This window comes from Enterobacter cloacae complex sp. ECC445 (assembly GCF_021892025.1).
GTDB classification, from domain to species: domain Bacteria; phylum Pseudomonadota; class Gammaproteobacteria; order Enterobacterales; family Enterobacteriaceae; genus Enterobacter; species Enterobacter chengduensis.
Genome location: NZ_JAKLRZ010000011.1, coordinates 91,855 through 113,949, shown reverse-complemented (window position 1 = coordinate 113,949; position 22,095 = coordinate 91,855). Strand labels below are relative to the sequence as shown.

General features: G+C 54.6%; 22 protein-coding genes and 1 pseudogene. 12 read left to right on the top strand and 11 right to left on the bottom strand.

Translation table 11 applies throughout. From position 1 onward, the window contains the following. Nucleotides 1-644 precede the first annotated feature (644 nt). Entirely contained in the window at nt 645-1,412 is a 768-nt protein-coding gene (locus L6R44_RS11950) for a DUF3658 domain-containing protein (protein WP_237424330.1), read from the top strand. Nucleotides 1,413-1,656: 244 nt separating this feature from the next. Continuing rightward, the gene (locus tag L6R44_RS11945) at nt 1,657-2,283 is read left to right on the top strand and encodes a histidine phosphatase family protein (RefSeq protein WP_237424329.1); all 627 of its coding nucleotides are present in this window, start codon (nt 1,657-1,659) and stop codon (nt 2,281-2,283) included. A 66-nt stretch (nt 2,284-2,349) separates the two neighbouring features. Here L6R44_RS11945 and L6R44_RS11940 read toward each other — a convergent pair whose 3' ends face one another. The 4 genes from L6R44_RS11940 to L6R44_RS11925 all read right to left on the bottom strand — a co-directional run bounded on the left by L6R44_RS11940 (nt 2,350) and on the right by L6R44_RS11925 (nt 5,629). Further along, nucleotides 2,350-2,715, bottom strand: a complete 366-nt coding sequence (locus L6R44_RS11940) for a hypothetical protein (RefSeq protein WP_237424328.1) — start codon at nt 2,713-2,715, stop codon at nt 2,350-2,352. Nucleotides 2,716-2,805: 90 nt separating this feature from the next. Next, nucleotides 2,806-3,525 carry a DUF554 domain-containing protein gene (locus tag L6R44_RS11935; protein ID WP_237424327.1) on the bottom strand — a complete coding sequence of 240 codons (720 nt, stop codon included), beginning with the start codon at nt 3,523-3,525 and terminating at the stop codon, nt 2,806-2,808. After that, nucleotides 3,503-4,135, bottom strand: coding sequence for a UbiX family flavin prenyltransferase (locus L6R44_RS11930; protein ID WP_237424326.1), 633 nt, complete (start codon nt 4,133-4,135; stop codon nt 3,503-3,505). The genes L6R44_RS11935 and L6R44_RS11930 overlap by 23 nt, the downstream gene beginning before the upstream one ends. Before the next feature lie 9 nt (nt 4,136-4,144). After that, nucleotides 4,145-5,629: a UbiD family decarboxylase gene (locus L6R44_RS11925; RefSeq protein ID WP_237424325.1), complete on the bottom strand. Its 1,485-nt coding sequence runs from the start codon at nt 5,627-5,629 to the stop codon at nt 4,145-4,147. Between the two features lie 185 nt (nt 5,630-5,814). Here L6R44_RS11925 and L6R44_RS11920 point away from each other — a divergent pair, with 185 nt between their 5' ends. After that, nucleotides 5,815-6,768 carry a LysR substrate-binding domain-containing protein gene (locus tag L6R44_RS11920; protein WP_237424324.1) on the top strand — a complete coding sequence of 318 codons (954 nt, stop codon included), beginning with the start codon at nt 5,815-5,817 and terminating at the stop codon, nt 6,766-6,768. On the opposite strand, the gene L6R44_RS11915 is transcribed toward L6R44_RS11920, so the two are convergent. Beyond that, the gene (locus L6R44_RS11915; protein WP_237424323.1) at nt 6,753-6,953 is read right to left on the bottom strand and encodes a hypothetical protein; all 201 of its coding nucleotides are present in this window, start codon (nt 6,951-6,953) and stop codon (nt 6,753-6,755) included. The genes L6R44_RS11920 and L6R44_RS11915 overlap by 16 nt on opposite strands. Before the next feature lie 249 nt (nt 6,954-7,202). On the opposite strand from L6R44_RS11915, the gene L6R44_RS11910 reads away from it, so the two are divergent. From L6R44_RS11910 to L6R44_RS11900, 3 genes and pseudogenes are all read left to right on the top strand, one after another. Continuing rightward, a complete protein-coding gene (locus L6R44_RS11910; RefSeq protein ID WP_063434892.1) occupies nt 7,203-7,394 on the top strand; it encodes a hypothetical protein in 192 nt (63 codons plus the stop codon). Nucleotides 7,395-8,593: 1,199 nt separating this feature from the next. After that, nucleotides 8,594-9,013, top strand: a complete 420-nt coding sequence (locus tag L6R44_RS11905; protein ID WP_237424322.1) for a translesion error-prone DNA polymerase V autoproteolytic subunit — start codon at nt 8,594-8,596, stop codon at nt 9,011-9,013. A gap of 2 nt (nt 9,014-9,015) precedes the next feature. Then, a pseudogene (locus L6R44_RS11900) lies at nt 9,016-10,283 on the top strand (Y-family DNA polymerase). Nucleotides 10,284-10,375: 92 nt separating this feature from the next. On the opposite strand, the gene L6R44_RS11895 reads toward L6R44_RS11900, so the two are convergent. The 5 genes from L6R44_RS11895 to L6R44_RS11875 form a co-directional block, all read right to left on the bottom strand. Then, complete coding sequence (locus L6R44_RS11895; RefSeq protein WP_063434898.1) at nt 10,376-10,732, bottom strand: hypothetical protein; 357 nt, start codon at nt 10,730-10,732, stop codon at nt 10,376-10,378. Nucleotides 10,733-10,741: 9 nt separating this feature from the next. Beyond that, complete coding sequence (locus tag L6R44_RS11890; protein WP_063434900.1) at nt 10,742-11,032, bottom strand: hypothetical protein; 291 nt, start codon at nt 11,030-11,032, stop codon at nt 10,742-10,744. Nucleotides 11,033-11,352: 320 nt separating this feature from the next. Continuing rightward, entirely contained in the window at nt 11,353-11,892 is a 540-nt protein-coding gene (locus tag L6R44_RS11885) for an SOS response-associated peptidase family protein (protein WP_337249842.1), read from the bottom strand. A gap of 116 nt (nt 11,893-12,008) precedes the next feature. Then, the gene (locus tag L6R44_RS11880; protein WP_337249841.1) at nt 12,009-12,818 is read right to left on the bottom strand and encodes an N-acetylmuramoyl-L-alanine amidase; all 810 of its coding nucleotides are present in this window, start codon (nt 12,816-12,818) and stop codon (nt 12,009-12,011) included. 225 nt (nt 12,819-13,043) lie between these two features. Continuing rightward, a complete protein-coding gene (locus tag L6R44_RS11875; protein WP_237424321.1) occupies nt 13,044-14,321 on the bottom strand; it encodes a porin in 1,278 nt (425 codons plus the stop codon). A 540-nt stretch (nt 14,322-14,861) separates the two neighbouring features. Here L6R44_RS11875 and L6R44_RS11870 point away from each other — a divergent pair. The 4 genes from L6R44_RS11870 (at nt 14,862) to L6R44_RS11855 (ending at nt 19,154) form a co-directional block, all read left to right on the top strand. Next, complete coding sequence (locus L6R44_RS11870) at nt 14,862-16,247, top strand: MFS transporter (protein ID WP_237424320.1); 1,386 nt, start codon at nt 14,862-14,864, stop codon at nt 16,245-16,247. 121 nt (nt 16,248-16,368) lie between these two features. Continuing rightward, nucleotides 16,369-17,400 (top strand): ABC transporter substrate-binding protein, encoded by a 1,032-nt coding sequence (locus L6R44_RS11865; RefSeq protein ID WP_237424319.1) that lies wholly within the window; start codon nt 16,369-16,371, stop codon nt 17,398-17,400. A gap of 34 nt (nt 17,401-17,434) precedes the next feature. Continuing rightward, nucleotides 17,435-18,445: a FecCD family ABC transporter permease gene (locus L6R44_RS11860; protein ID WP_237424318.1), complete on the top strand. Its 1,011-nt coding sequence runs from the start codon at nt 17,435-17,437 to the stop codon at nt 18,443-18,445. Further along, the gene (locus L6R44_RS11855) at nt 18,432-19,154 is read left to right on the top strand and encodes an ABC transporter ATP-binding protein (protein WP_237424317.1); all 723 of its coding nucleotides are present in this window, start codon (nt 18,432-18,434) and stop codon (nt 19,152-19,154) included. Before L6R44_RS11860 ends, L6R44_RS11855 begins: the two co-directional genes overlap by 14 nt. A 98-nt stretch (nt 19,155-19,252) precedes the next feature. Here L6R44_RS11855 and L6R44_RS11850 read toward each other — a convergent pair whose 3' ends face one another. Next, complete coding sequence (locus L6R44_RS11850; RefSeq protein ID WP_237424316.1) at nt 19,253-20,053, bottom strand: MBL fold metallo-hydrolase; 801 nt, start codon at nt 20,051-20,053, stop codon at nt 19,253-19,255. A gap of 407 nt (nt 20,054-20,460) precedes the next feature. On the opposite strand from L6R44_RS11850, the gene hipB reads away from it, so the two are divergent. Then, nucleotides 20,461-20,730 carry a type II toxin-antitoxin system antitoxin HipB gene (hipB, locus tag L6R44_RS11845; protein ID WP_237424315.1) on the top strand — a complete coding sequence of 90 codons (270 nt, stop codon included), beginning with the start codon at nt 20,461-20,463 and terminating at the stop codon, nt 20,728-20,730. Continuing rightward, nucleotides 20,730-22,034: a type II toxin-antitoxin system HipA family toxin gene (locus L6R44_RS11840; RefSeq protein WP_237424314.1), complete on the top strand. Its 1,305-nt coding sequence runs from the start codon at nt 20,730-20,732 to the stop codon at nt 22,032-22,034. The genes hipB and L6R44_RS11840 overlap by 1 nt, the downstream gene beginning before the upstream one ends. Nucleotides 22,035-22,095 lie beyond the last annotated feature (61 nt).

Genomic DNA, 22,095 nt, shown 5'->3' with positions numbered 1-22,095 from the left:
CACGATCGTAAAAGGATCGTTCCTCTCTCCCGTCTGGATCCCCTGAAATAATTGACTGCGATATGAGGCGGGTTCACAAACCCCTCAAATATTGACTGCAGTATGCGTTAAGTGACTGATAAACAGATTTACTTGACTGTGGTATGCAAATTTACATGCCGCAGTCAAGACTGTCCGGTGGTATGAAACGATCCTTTATCGTGGCGGTAGCTGGCTGAACGTACGGCGTATCGGCCTGAGTGGGGGATAATTGCAGCAGCGGATATTCCGGGGATGTATGCCTGCCAGCGCCCTGAAGTGGGAGAGGGGGACGCCTTTACATCGGCTTACGGCCGCGCCTTACTGCGTCATTCAGAGGAGCGCGTGTTACACAACATGTCATCCTGGATGCGTAAAGTTACTCCCGATATCAAATAAACCCGTCTGAACGTCGTCCGGAGAGATAAGCGTGCGCTCTGAACGGGCAACGGAGCAGGGAGTTATGGCAGGCGGGTTATTCTCATCTATGGCGTGACAGCCAGACCGGATGCCAGTGTGTTGACCTGTGATTTAACGTTGAAACGGGATAATAACAGCGTAGTCTTTCCCGGGCGGAGAGCGCTGCGCTGGGCATGCCCGGATGGGGTTAACTGAGGAGTAGAGCGATGAAGCGAATTCGTCATGTCTGTCAGGCCGGAACGGCCGCTGAGCGGGTGCACGCCCTGACGGGAGGAGACGTGCTTGCGATTGCGGACGATACTTCTGTGGGACCGCTTCAGGATAGTGATTTACCCGATCCCCGTCTGCGGGCCGCTTTCTGGGAAGCGGTGTTTGACAGTGATCCTGATATGGCGGGTATGGACTGGTACCGTGAGCTGGGTGAGATCCGGTTTCAGCTGTCGACCCTGCTCAGGGAGGCTGATGAGATTGTGCTCTGGGCCGGACATCATCCGACAGAGCAGCTCCTTCGTCGACGGATCCACGGATGGCTTCAGGAGACCAGCATCCCCGTATACGAAGTGCTACCCGGACGGGATGACAGACAGCCTGAACCGGGAGAGGCAACCGGCGTGATGCCGATTGCCACGATCCCACCTGATATTCTTCGTCAGCGCTATCAGGAGCGACGCCTTGTCTCGGCGGGGTTACAACGCCAGCTGGCGAGCGAGTGGGAAGACTGGCGGGAGAACGGGAAAGGCATTCGAACGCTGAAAAATGGTGTCCTCACCGAATCCGCCATTGACAGCGTCGATCCGGCGATTTTATCCCTGTTCAGCCAGAGACCGCTGGCATTGCACCGTGGTATCGGTCATGCGATGGCGATAACCGGCCTGACGGATGCGCTGTGCCGCTGGCGCATAAACATCTTGCTCTCTGCGGGCTTGCTAAAACTGGAAGAGGGCGTGATCAGCCTCTCTTCTCCCGCCAGATAAGAAATGGGCTATGCCCAGTGCCTTCTGCAGGCTTGTAAAGGGCCGGGGGGCGCAGTCGGTCAGGCAGGAGGACATCAGATCAACGGGAAACGGACGTGTTGTGCCTGACCCGGGTTATAAAACACGTCATTCTGAGTTATCGTTGCGGATAAGAGCAGGGAGTGTCCATCTGCAACGCCAGGCGCGCCTTAACGGCAACGCCGTATTTAAATCAGATCCTGCCACCGGAGCGCGTGTCATTCCTGTGAAACTCATTTTTGTACGACATGCCGAAACAGAATGGAACCGGCACGGGGTTATCCAGGGCCACAAGGACAGCCCGTTGACGGCCCGCGGCACGCAGGAGACATCGGCGTTACTGAATGCCTTAACGGATGCCGGTTATCCCGTGGACGGTGTCTTTACGTCACCCCTTGGACGTGCGCGGCACATGGGGCAGGCGCTGGCGGGCTTTTTTCAGTGTCCGCTGGCGATCGAGGCGGCACTGACAGAACAGTCATTCGGTCAGTATGACGGCATGACGCAGGCGCGTCTGGCGCGTGAACACCCCGATCACTTCCTCGCGTTATTTTCACAGGATGCCGCGTTTTGCCCTCCCGGCGGCGAGTCGCTTGCCTGTGCTTCTCAGCGTATTCTCCGTTTCGTGCACGAGAAAATGGCACCCGCAACGCATCAGACGTTTTGTGTGGTCACGCACGGGCAAGTCATGCAGGGTATGCTTGCGCTGCTCAGGGACGGAAACCTGGAGCATTTCAACCGCTACGCACAGCCCAACGCCAGCTATACCGTGCTGGAGGGGGGCGGAGGGCAGGACATCACTCTCCGCTGGGGGATCGCCACCCACCTGCTTAAGTTGCCTGGGAGGGATTGAGTGAAGGGGAGAAGGCCAGCGCGATGCACCGGTCGCTGCAGGACGGTTAGCCGCTCCGGCCCGCAGTTAATAGAGGAGCGTGTGCGACTGCAACATCAGCCGCGCACGCTGCCCGGTTGCCTGCCGCATCCTGTTGCACAGCGCAGCGGGCTCCACCAGAACATAACCCCGGGTCTGGTACCTGTTGAGCACCTGCACCTGGCCGACGGAGGCGAGATAACGCGACGGTGCCCGCCTGCGCCAGATACCGGCGCAGACGCCCTTGCCGATCACCTCCTCATACCGTGCCGGGGTCACCCGGTCCTCATTGAGGATGACGGTCACGGTGTCGTGATGGCGCGTGACGGCAAGCGGATGCCAGGGACGCAGCGCCTCTTGCAGCCGCCCGGCATCGCTTCCCTGCGCGCAAAAGCAGGCAAGGATGAGCGCCATGACGCACAGCCTTTTTCCCTTGTTCATGACGGACAGAACGCCAGCTAGCCGGATCTGCCGGGCCGTACGTCCCGGCGGATCCGGCTGCACTCAGAAATACACGGTCCAGAAGCAGGAGACCGGCATGGCGAGCACCAGGGAAGGCAGCATGCCCGCCACCGGAAAAACCTTGATCCCGGCGATGCGCAGGCCGGTTGCCACCATCAGGACACCGCCCACGGCCGAGAAATCAGCCTGCATTTCCGGGGTCGTCAGCGGGAGAATGAACACCGCGCTCCAGGCCAGCGCCAGCTGAATAATGAGCTGCGGAACCGCAACCAGCGCCACGGCATAGCCGAGGGTGGTCGCGAATATCAGGGCCGTGAGCAAATCCAGAAAGGCTTTGGCGATCAGCACGCTGTTGTCGCCCGTCATGCCTTCATGCATGGCCCCAAAAATCCCGGTGCCGCTGGCGCAGAAGAGCACGATGATCGCAACGTATTTTTGCAGAAACTCGGCCTGGGCGTCCGCGTCACCCGGATCTTCTCTGACGACAAGTGCGACCAGACCGCGGGCTTTTTCACCCAGATAGCCGATGCCTCTCTCCAGGTAGCAGAGCTCACCCAGCAGCGTGCCGAGCAGGACAGACAGCACCATCACCGGCATGTGACTCACGCTGGTGACCAGCACGATCCCCATGCACAGCGAGGCGGCCCCAAAAATCAGGGGCATGGAGACGCGCAGCCGTTGGGGCAGGCGGGCGCTGATAATGGCTCCCGCCAGTCCGCCGATTACCACGGCGGACCCGTTAATCCAGGGACCTGTGATCATAATGATGTTCTCCTGTTTCCAATTGATGCGTTTCCCCCCACCGGGGCAGGGCGTCGCAGGTCAGGCCCAGCAGGCTGAGCGCCCGCGCCACGCTGTGCGCGATGATCGCCTCGCAGCCGGTGGGACGGGCATACCAGGCCGGGACCGGGGGAAAAATAATGCCGCCACTTTCCGTCACCTGGAGCATGTTGCGCAGGTGTCCGGCATGCAGCGGCGTCTCGCGGACCATCAGCACCAGCCTGCGGCGCTCTTTCAGGGTCACGTCTGCCGCCCGCGTCAGCAGGTTACTGCCAAGGCCGGTCGCCACGGCCGCCAGGGTGTGCATGGAGCAGAGGGCGATCAGCATGCCGGCCGCCGGAAATGAACCGCTGGCAATGGCGGCCCCCACATCGCCAATGTCATACGTCACCTCCGCGAGCGCGGCAACCGCCTCTTCCGTCAGGGTGGTTTCATGACGGCGGTTCAGCTGCGCGGCGGGGGAGATGACCAGGTGGCTCTCCACCTGAAGCGCCCTGAGCGCCCGCAGGGCCGCCACGCCGTAGCCAAACCCGGATGCGCCGCTGATGCCAACGATGATGCGTGCCGGCGGCGATACCGCTGTACTGGACATCGTTCCCCCTTAACCCCGTTCACCGTCGGGTAGAAAACGCCGGATATCCACGTCCATAAACGCGCTGCGGCGGAAGGCGTCTTTCATGCTGAAGGGCACCGTGCAGTCAAAAATGGTTTTACAGGCAATGCCGTGGTCGCGAACGGAATAGCTGAAGGCCGGGTCGGAAGACGGATCCAGAGGATGGCAGCGGACACCCGGAATAAAGACGGTGCTGACATCCCCCTGGTAGCGTGTGGTCATGGCCCAGATCACATCGCTGAGATCGAAAATGTCCACATCCTCGTCCACCAGCATCACATGCTTGAGCTCGGAAAAGGCCGAGAAGGCCAGCAGGGCGGCCTGGCGCTGACGGCCCTCATCGCTGGCCTGACGTTTGTGCACCTGGATGACCGCCAGGTATTTGCCGGTGCCGGGGGACGGGCAGTGCACGTTCAGGACAAAGCCGGGCAGGGCCCGTTCAACCAGCTGCAGAATACTGGCTTCGGTGGGGATCCCCGCCATGTTGGTGTGTTCGTCGCTGGGGCCGATGCACGTCTGCAGGATCGGATGGCGGCGGTGGGTGATGGCTTTCACTTTGATAACCGGCACCCGCGGCTGCGCCTTGCCGGTATACCCCGGGAATTCCGGCATGGCCTTCCCGCTGTTGGTATGCTGATCTTCCCTGACCCGGTAGTCCGGGAGCAGTTCGCCCTCGATCACCACCTCGGCACTGGCAATCGCGCGCGCCTTCACGGTCAGACAGTCCACCAGCTCCACGGGCTGCTGGCGCAGGCTGCCCGCCACCGAGAGCTCGTCATAGCCGATCGGGGTGGTGGGCGGTTCAAAACAGGCGCCAATTTCAATGGCCGGATCCACCCCGATACTGATGGAAATGGGCAGGGGCAGACCGGCATCCTCTGCCTTCTGACGGAACGTATCCAGATGGCGGCCCGGGACGAAGTACATGGAAATCTCGTCCCGGCCCTGCACGCAGAGGCGGTGGATCGTAACGTCGTGCTCACCGGTTTGCGGATCGGCGGCATAGCACATCCCCAGCGTAAAATAGGGGCCCGCATCTTCCGGCGTATTGGTCGGGGCCGGGAGGATATCGAGTATGCTGAAGTCCGGATCGGTGGCCAGGTGTACCTCCTCCTGACAGACGGCATTTTCGGGGGGAATGACGACCGGCGGGACAGGATGGCTCACGGCGTCCCGGAGTAAAAAGGCCAGCTTCTCCGGCGTGCTGTGCAGCAGCCGGGCCACGCGTTTGCGGGAGGCCAGCAGGCCAATCAGCACCCGCATATCGGTATAGCCTTTAATGGCGTTGAATAACATCGCCGGGCCGACACGGGTGGGACGCATAACCGTCCCGTGCGCGCCGATATAGCGATAGACGCCCGAGAGCTCCGCGCTCGGGTCGACAGGTTCATCGGTTTCGATGAGTTCATTTTCGTACTGGCTCAGCAGCGCCAGCGCACTGCGCAGGTCGGTGACCTTGTGGATATGGGACATAAAGCATTCCTCCTGACGTGGCCGGAAGACCCGTCTCCCGGCAGGATGATGCGGGGCCTCTGCCGGACCGGCAGAACCTCCCCGTGACACCTGTCAGTGTGCGGGGCAACCGAAATTCTGGTCCAATCACATTTCCCCTTGTTTATATGTGGGATTCTTATAGGAAGAACGGTCAGGAGGAAAGGGTGGACTATCGGTATCTGCACGCGTTCGTGGTGCTGGCCGGAGAGCTGCATTTCGGCAACGCTGCACGACGACTCCATATCACACAGCCGGCATTAAGCCGCCAGATCCGGGTGCTGGAAACGCACCTCGGCATGCCGCTGTTTATCCGTGACCGGCGCCATGTGGTCCTGAGCACGGAGGGAAGGCGTCTGGCTGAGGCCGCCCGGATCTCCGTCAGCCACTACGAGAAGCTGATGTCGCGGGCGCGCAACCTGCGGGAAGGATTCAGCGGTCAGCTCAAGCTGGGGTATGTGGGCTCGGCGATCATCGATCCGGCACTCACGTGCCTGACCAGCGGGTACCGCAGGATCCAGCCGGATGTGGAGATCGTCATTGAGCAGCATAACGTCAGCGATCAGCTTACCCTCCTGCTCGATCATGAGCTGGACGCGGGGCTGATCCGCTCCCCCGTGCCGCGTTATGCCGGCCTGAATTACCTCAATATTGCCACCCGGCCACTGATCGCGGCCGTGCCTCATACCCATCCGCAGGCTGCCGTTGAGCGCATTGCGCTGGCGTCACTGGCCGGAGACACTTTCATGGTACAGCAGGATCCGCCCGGCGTGGGGCTCGGCTGGTCGGCCTTACACGCCTGCGATCAGGCCCGGTTTGTGCCGCAAAAAATTCACTATACCCGGGATGTGGCGGTGGCCATCGGTATGGTATCCCTGGGGATCGGGGTCACCCTCGTGCCGGAAACACAGCGCTCGGTCACGCTGCCAAATGTCTGTTATTGTTCCCTGGAGGATGCCGGGGCGGTAACGACCCTGACGCTGTGCTGGCCAAAATCCCGTAAAAGCCGCGAGCTGGTAGAATTCATTCGCTATATCACCCCCGATGTACTTGCCGCGATGACGCCACCACCGGCGACGGCCCGTTCCGCTTTCGGCGGTTTTTCTCACCCCGCTAAGTGAGAGGGGGGTACGACAGGCGGCTGGATTTTTTCATCGGGCAACTCAGCCGTGTCCGCACTCCGGACCTGAAAATGAGGACGATTGTTGGCGGCAGGCAGAACGCCGCCCTGAGGCACGGTCTGCGCCGCAGTAAACAGTGAGAATGCCAGCAGGAGACCGGCATAAAGGCTACGGTGTATCATCATAACGTTGCTCCTCTCGGTGTGAACCGACCGGGAGCATAGCCGATGAGATGTTGAGAACGGTTTTGTCACGTTAAACCTTTCAGGGATTTTGTTGGATCCCGGTAAACCGGTTTTCAGCGCGTTTCCGTGAGTATCCGGATGCGCGCAGGGGACCTCCTTTGGCGTCTTGCTTACACGTCGTTTAAGTATTTCTACACCCACCCGCCCGGCATCCACGTATAATGTCCTTTGCACAGCGAGGAGGGGAAAATGAACGAGGGCTTCTACTGGATCCAGCATAACGGCGTGGTGCAGGTGGCTTATTACAGTCACGGCATGACTGACGATCTTGAGACGGGACAGACCATTCACGGTGTCTGGCATTTGACGCAGGGGGACGACCTCTGTGACAACGGAGAAGCAGAGATCCTCGCGGGTCCCCTTTCTCCCCCTGTTCCCTGAAAAGAGATAGTTCCCTGAATATCCGGCATTTTATCCTTTCTACACGACGCTTCAGGCTATCCAACGGAAGGGACCCTGAGGGATCCTATGCTTTTCACTGACAGCGTGCCTGTTGTCAGCCTCCGCCTGGCTGCTCTCTGAGCGGGCGTTTTGTTGCACAGGCATAAATCATTGACCCCGGGAATCAATAGCACGTAAAGTATTTCCATGGTGAATCCTTTCTGTGCGAAAGGGCGTTCCAGTCAACTGCTCTCTGCAGGTATGCGCGCGTCTTTACTGACTGGGGTAGAGGCACCGGGAGGCACCCGGCACCATGAAAACAACAATACTCGTTTGAAATTCCTTGAGAGCCTGCCTGAAAAGCAGGCCTTTTTTTTATCTGCTGCTACGCTTTGACAGGTGGGAAAACTGACCTGCCGCAGGTTCTTCTGAACCTCAGTGAATCAGCCGATACAGCCTCACCCGGCAGGAAAGGTCAACTCACACCTACCTTATACTTAGTCAACTTATTCGCCCGCCCGCAAAAGCGGGCTTTTTTTGTCCCTTCAGGTCGCGGCTTTCATGACGGAAGGGGAAAATGTCCGGCACTCGTTGTCCGCAGAGCGATGAAGGCGTGGTGCGGCGCTCGTTAAAAAAACGAGCAGAACTGATCCGTCAGCTTATCCTCCGTCTGAAAGTACCTGCCCGGAAGAATCGTGGTGTGCAACCTCCCATCAGCCTCTGGGCGCATCTCTTTCCGCGGTAATTCCCTCGAGAAAAAACGCCGGAAAAGATGTCGCTTTATGCCCCGGAGATAATGACGGTGTTACATCAGACTGAACGTTTTACGTTAAGTATGGAAAAATCATCTTTTAAGTGACGCTTTAATGCGTGGGTTTGCCTTAAAAACTCGAGAAATCAATCACAAATATATCAATGACAGCGCTGATCTGAGTGACTATAACTAGATACCCACCATGGAAAAGGTGCGTATTCTCAAGATTTTTCCTCAGTGCTTACGGGGCCTGGCTGATGTCGGCAGGCGCCCGGTTTTTCTTCGTCGATGAACCCTCACCCGAAATATTTACAAATAAAAAAACGCGCAAAGACGTGTACTTATAAACGAAGCGGTTAAAGAGCCATCAAACAGCCGTCTGCTGGCTTGATCTGTTTCGGTGTAAAAAATACTGTATATATAAACAGCATTAAGGGTATTCACGATGGAGTTTATCAGGCCAGCAGAGTTACGCGAGATAATCGCGCTTCCACTTTTCAGTGATTTAGTCCCGTGCGGCTTCCCCAGCCCCGCGGTGGATTACGTTGAACAGCGTATTGATCTGAATGAACTGCTTGTTGCTCATCCCAGCTCAACGTATTTCGTTAAAGCTACAGGCGATTCGATAACCGGGGCCGGGATCGGCGACGCCGACCTGCTGGTGGTGGACAGTTCCCGCACGGCCGGGCACGGAGACATCGTCATCGCGGCGGTGGAGGGAGAGTTCACGGTTAAGCGCCTGCAGCTGCGCCCGACCGTTCAGCTCATTCCGATGAACAGCGCTTATTCACCGATCGTCGTCGGCAGCGAAGATACGCTGGACGTTTTCGGCGTCGTGACTTTCATCGTGAAACCAGCGAGTTGAGCATGTTTGCACTCTTTGACGTGAATTCTTTCTACGCATCATGCGAGACGGTGTTTCGTCCTGATTTGAAGGGGCGGCCGGTCGTGGTGCTCTCAAATAACGATGGGTGTGTCATTGCACGCAGCGCCGAGGCGAAAGCCGCCGGAATTACTATGGGGGAGCCGTTTTTTAAGCAAAAGGATTTATTCCGGCGCGCCGGGGTTGTGTGCTTCAGCAGTAATTATGAGCTCTACGCCGATATGTCGAACCGGGTGATGACCACGCTGGAGGAAATGAGCCCTCGCGTCGAAATTTACAGCATTGATGAAGCTTTTTGCGACCTGACTGGCGTTCGCAACTGCAGGGATCTGACGGACTTCGGCAAAGAGATCAGTGCGACGGTTCATAACCGTACTCACCTGACTGTCGGTGTCGGCATTGCCCAGACAAAAACCCTGGCGAAACTGGCCAACCACGCAGCCAAGAAATGGCAGCGCCAGACCGGGGGCGTGGTGGATTTATCCTGTATCGATCGCCAGCGCCGGTTGCTGGCTATCGTGCCTGTGGAGGATGTATGGGGTGTCGGAAGGCGCATAAGCAAGAAGTTAAACGCCATGGGGGTCAAAACGGCCCTGGACCTCTCGGAGCAGAGTACCTGGATTATTCGCAAGCACTTCAACGTCGTGCTGGAGCGAACGGTCCGGGAGCTGCGCGGTGAACCCTGTCTGGATCTGGAGGAGTTTGCGCCAACAAAACAGGAGATTGTCTGTAGCCGGTCATTCGGCGAACGCGTCACAGAATACGAGCAGATGAGGCAGGCCATCTGCAGCTATGCGGCCCGTGGCGCGGAAAAACTGCGCGGCGAGCACCAGTATTGCCGGTTTATTTCTGCGTTTGTAAAAACCTCCCCCTTTGCGCTGAATGAACCCTATTATGGCAACAGTGCATCGGTGAAATTGCTGACGCCGACGCAGGATAGCCGCGACATCATTAATGCGGCCGTGACGTGTCTGGACAAAATCTGGAAGACGGGTCAGCGATATCAGAAGGCCGGCATTATGCTGGGTGACTTTTTCAGCCAGGGCGTTGCCCAGCTTCACCTCTTCGACGAGAACGCGCCGCGCGCTGGTAGCGAAAGGTTGATGGAAGTGCTCGATCACCTGAACGCAAAAGACGAAAAGGAACACTCTACTTTGCCGGGCAGGGCATACAGCAGCAGTGGCAGATGAAGCGTGAAATGCTTTCTCCAAGGTATACAACAAGATTTTCCGATCTACTTATTGTCAGGTAGCAGGTTCGGTTTATGCCGATTCTTTTTTATTAGATAGATGTTAGGCAAGATCAATGCCTTGGAAATTATAAACCCGCCGAAGCGGGTTTATGTCATGCTACCTTTTTTTGCCTGGTTTCACGCTTGGGTCTTTCCAGTTCTTTAGAATGCACTTCCTGTAGAATGCGCTTCTTCTCACAGTCAGCAAAGCGTGTCAGAACTTGACGAATCAACGGCTGGTAGCCCAAGCCATGAAGGTCTGCAATCATTTTTAGATCTTCTATCAGGGATTTGTTCAACCGGATAGAGATTGGATGCAATTCCAAGGCATCATTGATATCCATTTCTGACAGGTCGTCTGACACTCTGACGTGAGCTTCGCTGGAACCAAGCTCGCGAGAGTCCCATGCATCATCAGTGGATGCAATCAAACCTGCGGAAGCAGTTCTTTTGTCGGCGGATTTGCTCATAAATTGACCTTATTTTCCAAATTTATCATATATACGAATTTCTTCGTCGTTGGGGGAGTAGGCTGTACGGATAAAGATGCCTTTCCCCGGGCGTGCAATGAAAACAATCTTGAGAGGTACACCGTAATCGGTTTCAGCAATGAACCATTTTGTCGGTGGTGAGGTTCTATTGTCCTCTCGATCATCTTCAAGAAGATGTCCTGTCCTGTTAGAAAAACATTGTAGAATGTCGTCTTCATTAACGGGTGGTTGTTTGCTTGCCAGCTTTTGCCGTATAGCTGGTGAGATTATCAGCTTCATCACGACCGTTCCTTGTGCTGCTGAATGTTATTGTATATACAAACATGCGTCTAGTTTAGCTCATTTCAAGTACTGCATAGCACAGAAAATGCCTATTTTTCCCTATCGAGACGCTTATCAGAGGCGCGGCATTGTACAACATAGGTTTTTTTATTGCACTATCTGTATATACAGAATCTTTGCTACAACTAGGTTTATCACAACCATATGAAGAGTCAAATGAAGAATTAAAAAATTTGTAATACAAGATGTTGGATGTACGAAACATACAAAAAAGCTGCTGAACTTCATCCTAAAGTTATGAATAGCAGGGGAAAGAGTTAGACTGGTTCGATCAACTCTCGCCCCTGATTCTTCGGGTTCCCCACGGCGTGAGACACTGCGTGCCAGATAAACGTTTCGGCGGGCACGGTACCGTCGGCAGCTATCTCTTCAGCTTCTTTGCCGACAACATCCTGGCGCATCCACTCGCGTGCTGCTTCTGGTGACAGAACCAGTGGTCGGCGGTCGTGAATGTCGACAAGGCCTTTGTCAGCTGTTGACGTCACAATGAGAAAACCTTCTGCTTCGTCTCCACGCTCGAACGGCGTGCTTCCGATCGCCGCCATGAAAATTGGCTGCCCGTCTGCCCGGTGAATAAAGTAGGGCTGTTTCTTGTCACCTTCCTTCTTCCATTCAAACCAGCCATCAGCGAAGCAGATCGCCCGGCCATACTGCCAGGGGGCTCTGAACACCCTGCTGGCGGAGGCTGTTTCGACGAGCGTTGAGTTGAAAAGCGGCGGCTGATGCCACAAGACGGGGGATAATCCGACAGAACAGGATCGAAATGCCGGTGCCTGGCGCGCGCGCTCAGTCACCACACTTTCGTTCCCGGGTCTTCCGTAAAACTTCAGCGGTAAAAATGGCGGACGGGAGGCGCAGCCTTCCTCCCGGCCAAGGTTTCAGAAGCGTCCGGCAGCACGGACTGCGTTTACCGTCATTTTTTACTGTTCAGGTAACCCATTATCCCTTCGGCTAGTGCACCGGCCATCCGGTACCGGAATGACGAGGTGCTGAGCCGTTTTTCGTCCTCAGGGTGGGTGATGAACGCCATTTCGACCAGGACGGAGGGAATAAAGGGCGACTTCAGCACACTGAACGCGGCCTGTTCCGTCTCCCGGGTGTGCAGGGTGTGGACCGGGGCGATGTGGTCAATCAATTGCCTCCCCAGTGCCAGACTTTCCCGGATGGTTTCCGTCTGTTCGGGATCGAAGACTGCCTCCTGCAGATACCGGTCTTTGGCGCGTGAGTTTTCTCCCGGGACGATATCGGCTGCGTTTTCACTCTCTGACAGATAGCTGGCCATCGCACTCGTCGCGCCGCGGGTCGAGAGGGCAAAAACGGAAGTGCCCTGCGCGTTTGGGCTGGTAAACCCATCCGCATGCAGTGACACCAGCAGGTCAGCCCCGTGATGATGCGCCATCAGCACCCGTTCATACAGGGGAACAAAGATATCGTCTATCCGCGTCAGGCGGGCATCCACATCATTCATGGTCAGCATTGCCTGAAGGTATTTTGCCGTGTCGAGAACGACGTGCTTCTCTTCTGTGCCCCCGTATCCGATGGCTCCTGGGTCTTTTCCGCCGTGCCCCGGATCTATCATCACCCGGGGTTTACGCGTACTCCGGGGGTGGGTCTTCAGCGGAGAGGGCGAGCAGGCGTATGAGACCGGGTTGAGTAGCGTGCTGCTGAGAAGCGTCGTCAGTCCGGTCAGGATGAGCTGACGTCGGGTCGTGCCTGGAAACATGCCACTTTACTCCTGTTAGAATTGGAACGATCCGGCGACGATATTTCAGTCGATTTACCGCGATCGGACCTGCGCTGACGTGGGTCGGATTTGACGTACTGAGAGGAACACACGGGACGGGGACCTTCGTCCCCCGTCCCGGGCTGAATAACCGCAGTGACGTGGGCAACGACGCTGAGCGGGAAAGGGACGTTGCCTTTCCCGAACTCGCATCGTTGTTGTCGTCTAAATAAAGACGCGAAGCCCTACCGCGCCCAGATGATCGTCAATATTCCAGTCGTCACTGGCGTTGCCCCAGGCTTTCTGATAGCTGTATTCCACGTAGGTGACCGCATTTTTACCCAGCCAGTAATCGGTTCCCAGCACGGTCGATTCAAGATGTTGTCCTTCCATGGCATCGCCTCCGCGCAGCCAGCTGACATCGGCGTAGACACTCCAGTTGTCAGTTAAATGGAGCCGGGAATCGTATTCGAGACCCAGGATGGTCTCCTGGTCGTCTCCCCGCAAAGGATTATGACGATACTGCCCCCGGGTCGCTGAGGTGACGTTATCCACTTTATTCACGTACCACGTGGCCTGGGCACCGTTGTACCAGGCATGATCCCCCACGTTTGTCGTGTATTTGGCATTCATCCCCAGGGAATAGGTGTTCCCGTCATAGGGCTGCCCGTTCGTTGCGGTCCAGGGGTAACAGTGACTGTCCGGGCCAAAAGGCGTGCAGCCCTGACTGAGGCCGCTATTCACCGTATAGTGGTTGTAAGCCGCTGCCGTGGACAATGCCAGGCCATTCTCCCACTGATAGCGGGCAGCCATCGCCGCGCCGTTGTGAACCAGCGCGGCGCCGTCACGAAAGGCATTGTGCAGGTCGGGACCGTTTCCGTAGTCGGCAAAACCAATCTTGTCGACGTTGTCATTCCCCTGCGCCATGACCCCTACGGTCAGATGATCGTCCGTGTAGTACCAGATGCCCGCTGAATTGACGATATCCGTCGACATGCCGGCCTGATCGTGTTTACCTTTGCCGCCCCAGGCATAGGTGGTATCCACCCCCAGTCCCCAGTCCGTCGGCGCATACTGTTTACCAAACGTGAGGATACCCAGGGTTTCGCTGCCCACCCCGGCGTAAGCCTGGCGGGTATAGACGTTGTTGCTGAGGCCATCCGTTGAGGAATCCAGTCCGTGAATGCCCGTTTCGTAGTATCCCAGCGCAAAGGTATCGCTCTCACCGGCCCTCAGGTTATGCCGCATGGCGATCCCCAGTCGGGAATCGTTGTTCTGAATATCGTGTTTCTGCGTGTGCGCAGAATCGGTCTTTCCGAACAGACGTAGCGAACCCAGCACGCCAATCGCGTTGTCATTATCGCTCCAGAGGGTTGCCCCCTTGGTTTGTGTGGCGGTATAACCCGGTGCGGCCTGCAGAGAATGGCTATCCTGCGCCATAACAGAACCGCTGAGAATAAGGGTGAGTGAGGCGGCTATCGCCGTGGGAATCATTTTCTTCATTTTGTTGTTTCCTTTTTTAAACATTATTTGCCGTTCCTGAACGTGTGTCAGTTCCACTGCTGGTGAAAGCAAAACGGTTCTCCGGCGATGCGCCTGAGACCGTGTCAGGTTCGTTAAGAAAAAGAAGGTCGGCTATTCAGCGGATTTATTATCATCATGACTAACTAAATGAAATGTGACGCATTTATTTATTCCTATGTTGTGCACAGAAATGCGCGTTATGTTGATTTGTGGTTTATTATATAAATGCGCTAATAATATTTTTTATAAATAGACCTATAAGCGGACTTATTCTTTTATTTATATTTTGCAGTGTTTTTGAATCGTCTGGCTGTGAATATGGAAAGAAACAGACAGACTGGTCATTAAAATGTGATGATGCCGTCTTTACCCGCAATCTTATTCCGCCGCATTATTGCGTGCGGAAGAATGCATCCCGGACGACATATTTTGTTAATTATCCTTTCAAAAGATAATGATTATCATTATCGTGTTATGTTATAACGTCTTCATCGTGGTGAGCAGGGTACAGGAGGGGATGTGGGCGGGTTACTGGATACAGACACTAAACCGGTCAGCATGATTGCCGTGCTGGCGGTCTCACTCAGTACGGTCATTGCCATGCTGGACAGCACGATTGCGAATGTGGCGCTTCCCCTGATTGCGAAAGACTTTTCGGTGTCCGAATCCGCGTCGATTCTGATCATCAATGCCTATCAGTTCGCCGTGATTGCATCATTACTGCCTTTTTCGGCCCTGGGGCGAACGTTTGGTAATACGCGGATATTTATGACGGGAGTCATTCTGTTTGCGTTGTCGTCTCTCGGTTGTTCCTTATCGGGCTCCCTGAATATGTTGACGCTTTTTCGTGTTGTTCAGGGGCTGGGCGCGGCCGCAATATTAAGTGTCAATGCCGCCTTAATTAAAGAGATTTATCCGGCACGACTCCTTGGCAGGGGCCTGAGCATTAATGTCATGGTCGTTTCGGTTTCCGCCGCTGCGGGTCCGTCTGTGGCGTCCACCATCCTGTCACTGGCTAACTGGAACTGGCTGTTTACAATCAATATTCCTGTGGCCTGTCTTTCACTTATTTTGTGTTTATTCTCATTAAGATCATCGGATTATACGGTCAAACCTTTTGACAGAGGGGGGGCAGGACTGGTGTTTCTGACCTGTCTGTCATTCGCATTTTTGACGCTGAGTGTGACAAAAAATCATGCATGCTTTGCGGTGGTCAGTTTTCTCGTGCTCGTGTGTCTGGGAAGACACTTAGTTCGCGATCAAAAGATAAAGCAGTCCCATGCGATGATCCCGGTGGCAATGTTCTCAAGCTCCGTGTTCTCACTTTCACTGGCTATGTCGTTACTTTCCTACAGTACGCAGCTCCTGGCCTACGTCGCGCTCCCTTTCTATTTTCATAACACGCTGCACCGGGACGTTGTGCAAGGCGGTCTGATGCTGACGGCCTGGCCACTGGCTACCATGATGACCTCTCTGATTGCAGGGGAGTTGAGTACGCGATTTGGCGCCGAGCGGGTGGCAATAGCTGGCCTGCTAATGCTGATCGTCGGCATGTTTCTGATGACATGGCTTCCCCATATGCCATCGAACGGGCAGATCCTCTGGCGGGTGGCCCTCTGTGGGTTCGGTTTTGGATTGTTTCAGTCCCCGAACAATTTGATGATTATGACCGCCGTCAGTCCTGAGCAAAACAATATTGCAAGCGGCCTGCTGGGGACATCACGCCTGACGGGACAAATCATCGGCTCAGCCCTGGTTGCGGTCATGTTTAACGTCTTCGGTGGGGGGGCCATTCGTGCCAGCATGGCGGCGGGGACTTTGTTCTCACTTTTATCACTGGGGGTCAGCTGTCTGCGGATCAGACAGAAGCATCGCAGGAAATCTCTGCACACTCATGCCCGATAACCGCAGTCGCGATCAGTGGCGACGTAATATTCACCTTCATCCACGTCGGTGAGGGGCTGTCGGCCAGCCGGCTGGAAGGACGACTGGTTGTTATTTCCCTTAAACCTGGAGGCTCATCTTTATGCTTAAAGTTCTGCACGTCCTGTACACGCTCCTGCTGGCCCTGTGTTTTTTTCCCGCCTTTGTGCATGCCGCCGTGGAGAAACCAGGCACTCATCATCGGGTTATCATCACCGGTAATTGCCCCTTCGGGGTGATTCTTGCCAACCCCCAGGCATACAGTCAGGTCGTTGGCGTAGGGCCCTGGGCTTTTTTGCATGCCAACATGAACGTACTGAAAGATATGAAGCCCGACATTGGACGGATCACCACGCGATTTATAAACGAAGATTATTCAGTAAATCTTGAAACGTTACTGAATCTTCATCCGGATATCATTTTCTATTATGGAAAAAGCCAGAATGACCATCTCGAACGCGCGGGCGTGCCACTCGTCAATCTGGATACTGGCGGCAGTGCTAAATACGATCCCGAAGAGACGCAGAGCTACTGGGAAACCGCCTTTGAGGATTCGCTCGGCCTGCCCCGGACCGACAAATTTCATCGGGCGTGGGAGACGACCCGGAAAGCAATCCAGCCCTATGCCGACCGGATACGTCAGCAGCACATTAGAGCGTTATACCTCGAACAAAGTGACGGTAAGACCCTGCGTGTGAGTGGTCCCCATACTTTCGGCGACACCTACCTCAAAATGGCCGGCATGGAGAATGTTGCCGGAAACCTTCAGGTGAGCGGTGATGCCGGTCGGTACATTACGGTTTCTATGGAGCAGATCATGGCGTGGAACCCGGATGTAATTTTCGTTGTGTTCGGGAGTGCCCGGGCTCTGCTCGATAACCGCAATCCCGGACAGATGTGGCAGGGGATACGCGCCTGGAAAAACAAGCGGATCTACTCAACGCCGGTGGGATTACACAACTGGGGTGGATTGTCTGCTGAAACGCCCCTGCTTCCCTTGTTTATGATCAGCAAACTGGAGCCTGACTTTGTGAGTGATGCGGATATGAAAGGCCTGACGAGGGCGTATTACAAAACCATGTTTGACTACGCGATCCCCGATCGGCTGTTGAATGAAGTCCTCAGCCAGCGTTAAGCGACGTCCCTTTTCAGCCATTCCCGAGAACGTTATGCCGGAACAAATAACCTACCGTCAGCTGCTGGTCCTGTTGTGTGTCAGCCTGGTTCTCATGAGCCTGGCCTCGTTGTTTATCGGCCGATATTCTCTGTCGGTGCAGGATGTGGTGCATATCCTGCTGGGGGCACCCCACGCGGAGTACACCAAAGAAAAAGCGGCGGTGATTTTCGATCTGCGCCTGCCGCGTATCCTCGCTGCCGTGATGGTGGGGGCAGGACTGTCTGTCGCGGGCGCAACGTATCAGGCCGTGCTGAAAAATGCCCTGGCCAGCCCGGATGTCCTCGGCACCTCCTCGGCGTCAGCTTTCGGCGCAGCGCTGGGGATCGTGATGGGGTTGTCTTATCAGGTTTCCACGGGATGTGCCTTTATCTTCGGGATGCTGAGCCTCGCTCTGGTGTTCGGCCTCTGCTTTCTCCGGCAAAGCCAGGAGGCGATCGTGACGATCCTCTCGGGTCTTATCGTTGCCTCGGTATTTGTCGCTTTTCTCTCGGTCCTGAAATATCTGGCCGATCCGGAGGATACCCTGCCCGCCATCGTATTCTGGCTGATGGGCAGCTTTTCATCGCTGGTCAAAACAGAAGTCTTCAGCCTGATCCCGCTCTTTATGTTCTGCTATTTCGTGATTTACAGGCTACGGTGGACGATGAATATTCTCTCTCTGGGCGACGATGAGGCGAAAATTCAGGGCTTACATCCGCTGTTACTGAAGATAATACTGCTGGTCTCAGCCTCTGTGATGATATCGGCGTCCGTCGTTATCTGTGGCGTGGTGGGATGGGTGGGACTGGTGATCCCCCATCTTGTGAGAGCCCTGGTCGGAAACAACCACGGAAAATTAATCCCCGTCTCGGCATTATGTGGTGCGTTTTTTTTGCTTGTTATCGACACGCTTGCCCGCGCGCTCACCTACGCGGAAATTCCCGTCGGTATTCTGTCCGCCCTGACAGGGGCGCCGTTATTTGCGTATCTGTATGTCAGAGGAGCCTCTCATGATCATCGCTGAGAACCTGACCTATGGCTTTAAAGGTCAACGGCCGGTTTTTGAGAATATCAGCTTCCGGCTGGGGCAGGGAGAAGTGCTGTGTGTTCTTGGCCCGAACGGTGCGGGGAAAACCACGTTGCTTAAAGTTGTTGCCGGGATCCTCCGTCCGCTTTCAGGACGCTGCATCATTGAGCGTCCCGACCATAAAAAGGTCTGCCTGGCCTGGGTACCACAGACCCGACATATCCCCTTTGACTATTCCATTCTCGATTTTATTACGTTTGGTCTGGGAGGGGATAAAGGTTATCTGAGGACGCCCACTCCTGATGATTACGCCCGGGCTGAAGCCGTGCTGGTCAGGTTAGGTGCCGGGCATCTTAGAGGCAAGCATGTCAATCAGATCAGCGGTGGCGAGCTTCAGCTTTGTGCTATCGCAAAAGCACTTGTTCCGGACCCCGATGTGCTTATTCTGGACGAGCCGGAGTCCAGTCTCGATTTCACCTATCAGCATCGCATCATCAGCCTGCTACATGACCTTGCAAAGAAGGAGCAGAAGACCATCATCATGAACACCCACTTTATCAGTCATGCCAGTCAGGTGGCCGACCAGTGTTTACTGCTCCGGCCGGGATGCTATGCCTGCGGGCCGGCAGACCATATGCTCAGTGACATGCAGCTTGGCCACTACTTCGGGTTATCCATTCGTACCGCGACCGGTCCAGTCTCTTGAAAAAGACAGGGGTGGTCGCTGATGTTCATCATATGTGTGTTGTAAAAAGGGGGGCGCTCAGTGGCTGTGCCGTGATAGTCACTCTGTTTATTTAAACCCTACCCAAGAACATAAACATCACCTGTTGCCGGAGAGACTGCTTCCGGCAACCACAAATGGCCCCATTTACCAGTACAATGACAACCCATTATTTTATCTGGTTTGAGAAGGTGTAGATACTGTCTTACCTTCCAGAGCCTAAGGGGTGACGCACAGCGCAGATGAAAACCACCGAAAATGGCATGAATATGATTTATTCCGGTTATATTCTGGCAATGACGTACGATATTAATCAACCCACGATGACCACAACCGATAAAAATGATCAGCCCAAAGTCAGATTTATATATTAAAACCCCCTCATCTTTTACATAATCCGCTTTCGTATTCTTATGGCCGATAACACCGTAAGCACGTGGTCTGGCTACAGGGATCTCTCCTGACCACATAAAACGTTCCCCGATATGTAGGGGGGTACTACTGTACTCCATGCGAAAACGTGAATAATCATTATGTTTCGACAACTTTTTTATTCTCGCGGTATAGCTTGGAAATCTTACTACCGAGTAGCGCTCATCCGCCACCAATGGATGGCATACTATCCGACATGCATCAGGCATCCACGGAACACCGCCACAATGGTCATAGTGGCCATGGGAAAGTACTGCTGCGGTCAGGTTTGTCAAATCGACTCCCATTAAACCTGCGTTATGCATGAAGCTATCATCAGGGCCGGTATCAAACAGAATTGAATCATTTTCATCCTGTATCAACAGACTAAGCCCGGCTTTAGCACGCAGCAAATTTTTGGAGCCGGGCTTAAGTCGGTTTTCCAGCAGGACGCTGATGGTTATGGACATGTTCGCTCTTTCCCTGAAGTGATTCGTTACCGCCAGACTGCGATAACTCTGTGAGGCACAGTCAATAATACTCCACTTCCGGAGTGGAGCACGATTTATATACAGGCCGCTTTTGCTCATCTTCGGAGTCAGGACGAAACGCTGCATGATGAGGATATTGCCAGACGAGAGTTTTCGCTCCACTGAGCATCACACCCTTAAAAGGTGCGCTCGCCCTTACCCAGGACAGAAGAGATAAACGAGACGTCATTCATCAGAGCGTTCAAAAACCGCACACATCAATAAGGTCTGGCTTTTTGACGCGTTGCGTCTTTTTGCGGGTTAACTCACCGTTGACTTTATCCCCACCAAAGGATAAATATGCTATTATCCGTTTGTGGGGATAAAATGATCGGAGCAGCGGCGCCATGAGCACACTCGCAATTTACAGCCCAAAACAATTAGCGAATCACCTCAAACTCACCCGCCAGAAACATGGATATACTCAAGCTGAACTGGCCGCAAGAATCGGCATCAAGCAGGGTACGATTTCAAATTTTGAAAATAATCCTGATAAAACAACGGTGAAAACATTTTTTAAACTGATTCAGGCGCTTGAAATGTCTCTGGTGCTCTATGAAAAAGACGAAATGCGGAATGGGGATCCTCATTTCCGCCAGAAGGAGGTGGACTGGTAATGCCTGTGCTCACAACATGGATGAATAATGAGCGGGTCGGAGAGCTCACGAAACTCGCGAACGGGGCGCATACATTCAGATATGACCGGGAATGGCTGTACAACCGCTATGCCAGGCCCATATCTCTGTCTCTTCCCTTGCAGTTTGGCACGATAACTTCCGACGCAGTCATTAATTATTTCGATAATCTGCTTCCCGATAATCCTGCTATCCGGGACCGCATCGTAAGACGCTATCAGATATCATCCAGGCAGCCGTTCGATTTGTTAGCCGAGATTGGGCGTGACAGCGTCGGGGCCGTCACATTGCTTCCTCAGGGAGAACACACTCCGGCGCCGGTGATGTCATGGGAGAGATTGAATGAGACCCGGCTTGAAGAAATTCTGAGTTCGTATCAGTCCGATATTCCCCTCGGTATGATTAACGGGGAGGACGATTTTCGCATATCCGTTGCAGGTGCACAGGAAAAAACCGCCCTTCTCAAAATCGACAGGGAGTGGTGTATTCCGAGGGGGATCACCCCAACCAGCCATATCATCAAATTACCCATTGGTGAAATACACCAGCCCAGCGCGACCCTCGATCTGAGTGAAAGCGTTGATAATGAGTATTTTTGTCTCGCGTTAGCCGCGGCGCTGGGCATTGACGTTCCGGATGCCGAAATCATCAATGCAGGTCGTGTAAGAGCATTAGCCGTTGAGCGTTTTGATCGGCGGTGGAACAGAGAGCACTCGATGTTATTACGTCTTCCCCAGGAGGATATGTGTCAGGTGTTCGGTCTGCCTTCCTCGGTCAAGTATGAATCTGATGGTGGTCCTGGGATCCCTGAGATAATGGCGTTCCTGCTTGGCTCGAGTAATGCACTCGAGGACCGATTTAATTTTATGAAATTTCAGGTTTTCCAGTGGCTGCTTGGTGCGACTGACGGGCATGCCAAGAATTTTTCTGTTTTTATTGAGGCAGGTGGAAGTTACCGGCTAACCCCGTTTTACGACATTATCTCTGCGTTCCCCGTGCTGGGTGGACGAGGTTTGCATATTGGCGATCTCAAACTTGCAATGAGCCTCAAAGCAACCAGGGGACGGAAGTATGAAATCAACCAAATCTATCCCCGACACTTCTTCGCCTTAGCGGATGAAGTGAACTTCCGGAAAAGTGAAATGGATGAGATCCTGGACTTCTTCGGTAAGAACGTGCCTGCGGCTTTACAGAGGGTATCAGAATCTTTGCCCGAGGGTTTTTCAGTTGAGGTTGTTGAGTCGATTACCCGGTCCATGACTAAGCTGCATGCACGGCTGGTTTAACCGCCGATTGCGCTAAATTGATGAGGGGTTGACTCTCTGCAAACAGATAAAGGCTATATCC

Coding starts and splice junctions, on each gene's coding strand:
- L6R44_RS11950 (WP_237424330.1), top strand. CDS start 645: ATGAAGCGAATTCGTCATGTCTGTCAGGCCGGAACGGCCGCTGAGCGG.
- L6R44_RS11940 (WP_237424328.1), bottom strand. CDS start 2,715: ATGGCGCTCATCCTTGCCTGCTTTTGCGCGCAGGGAAGCGATGCCGGG.
- L6R44_RS11935 (WP_237424327.1), bottom strand. CDS start 3,525: ATGATCACAGGTCCCTGGATTAACGGGTCCGCCGTGGTAATCGGCGGA.
- L6R44_RS11930 (WP_237424326.1), bottom strand. CDS start 4,135: ATGTCCAGTACAGCGGTATCGCCGCCGGCACGCATCATCGTTGGCATC.
- L6R44_RS11925 (WP_237424325.1), bottom strand. CDS start 5,629: ATGTCCCATATCCACAAGGTCACCGACCTGCGCAGTGCGCTGGCGCTG.
- L6R44_RS11915 (WP_237424323.1), bottom strand. CDS start 6,953: ATGATGATACACCGTAGCCTTTATGCCGGTCTCCTGCTGGCATTCTCA.
- L6R44_RS11910 (WP_063434892.1), top strand. CDS start 7,203: ATGAACGAGGGCTTCTACTGGATCCAGCATAACGGCGTGGTGCAGGTG.
- L6R44_RS11905 (WP_237424322.1), top strand. CDS start 8,594: ATGGAGTTTATCAGGCCAGCAGAGTTACGCGAGATAATCGCGCTTCCA.
- L6R44_RS11895 (WP_063434898.1), bottom strand. CDS start 10,732: ATGAGCAAATCCGCCGACAAAAGAACTGCTTCCGCAGGTTTGATTGCA.
- L6R44_RS11890 (WP_063434900.1), bottom strand. CDS start 11,032: ATGAAGCTGATAATCTCACCAGCTATACGGCAAAAGCTGGCAAGCAAA.
- L6R44_RS11880 (WP_337249841.1), bottom strand. CDS start 12,818: ATGTTTCCAGGCACGACCCGACGTCAGCTCATCCTGACCGGACTGACG.
- L6R44_RS11875 (WP_237424321.1), bottom strand. CDS start 14,321: ATGAAGAAAATGATTCCCACGGCGATAGCCGCCTCACTCACCCTTATT.
- L6R44_RS11865 (WP_237424319.1), top strand. CDS start 16,369: ATGCTTAAAGTTCTGCACGTCCTGTACACGCTCCTGCTGGCCCTGTGT.
- L6R44_RS11860 (WP_237424318.1), top strand. CDS start 17,435: ATGCCGGAACAAATAACCTACCGTCAGCTGCTGGTCCTGTTGTGTGTC.
- L6R44_RS11855 (WP_237424317.1), top strand. CDS start 18,432: ATGATCATCGCTGAGAACCTGACCTATGGCTTTAAAGGTCAACGGCCG.
- L6R44_RS11850 (WP_237424316.1), bottom strand. CDS start 20,053: ATGTCCATAACCATCAGCGTCCTGCTGGAAAACCGACTTAAGCCCGGC.
- hipB (WP_237424315.1), top strand. CDS start 20,461: ATGAGCACACTCGCAATTTACAGCCCAAAACAATTAGCGAATCACCTC.
- L6R44_RS11840 (WP_237424314.1), top strand. CDS start 20,730: ATGCCTGTGCTCACAACATGGATGAATAATGAGCGGGTCGGAGAGCTC.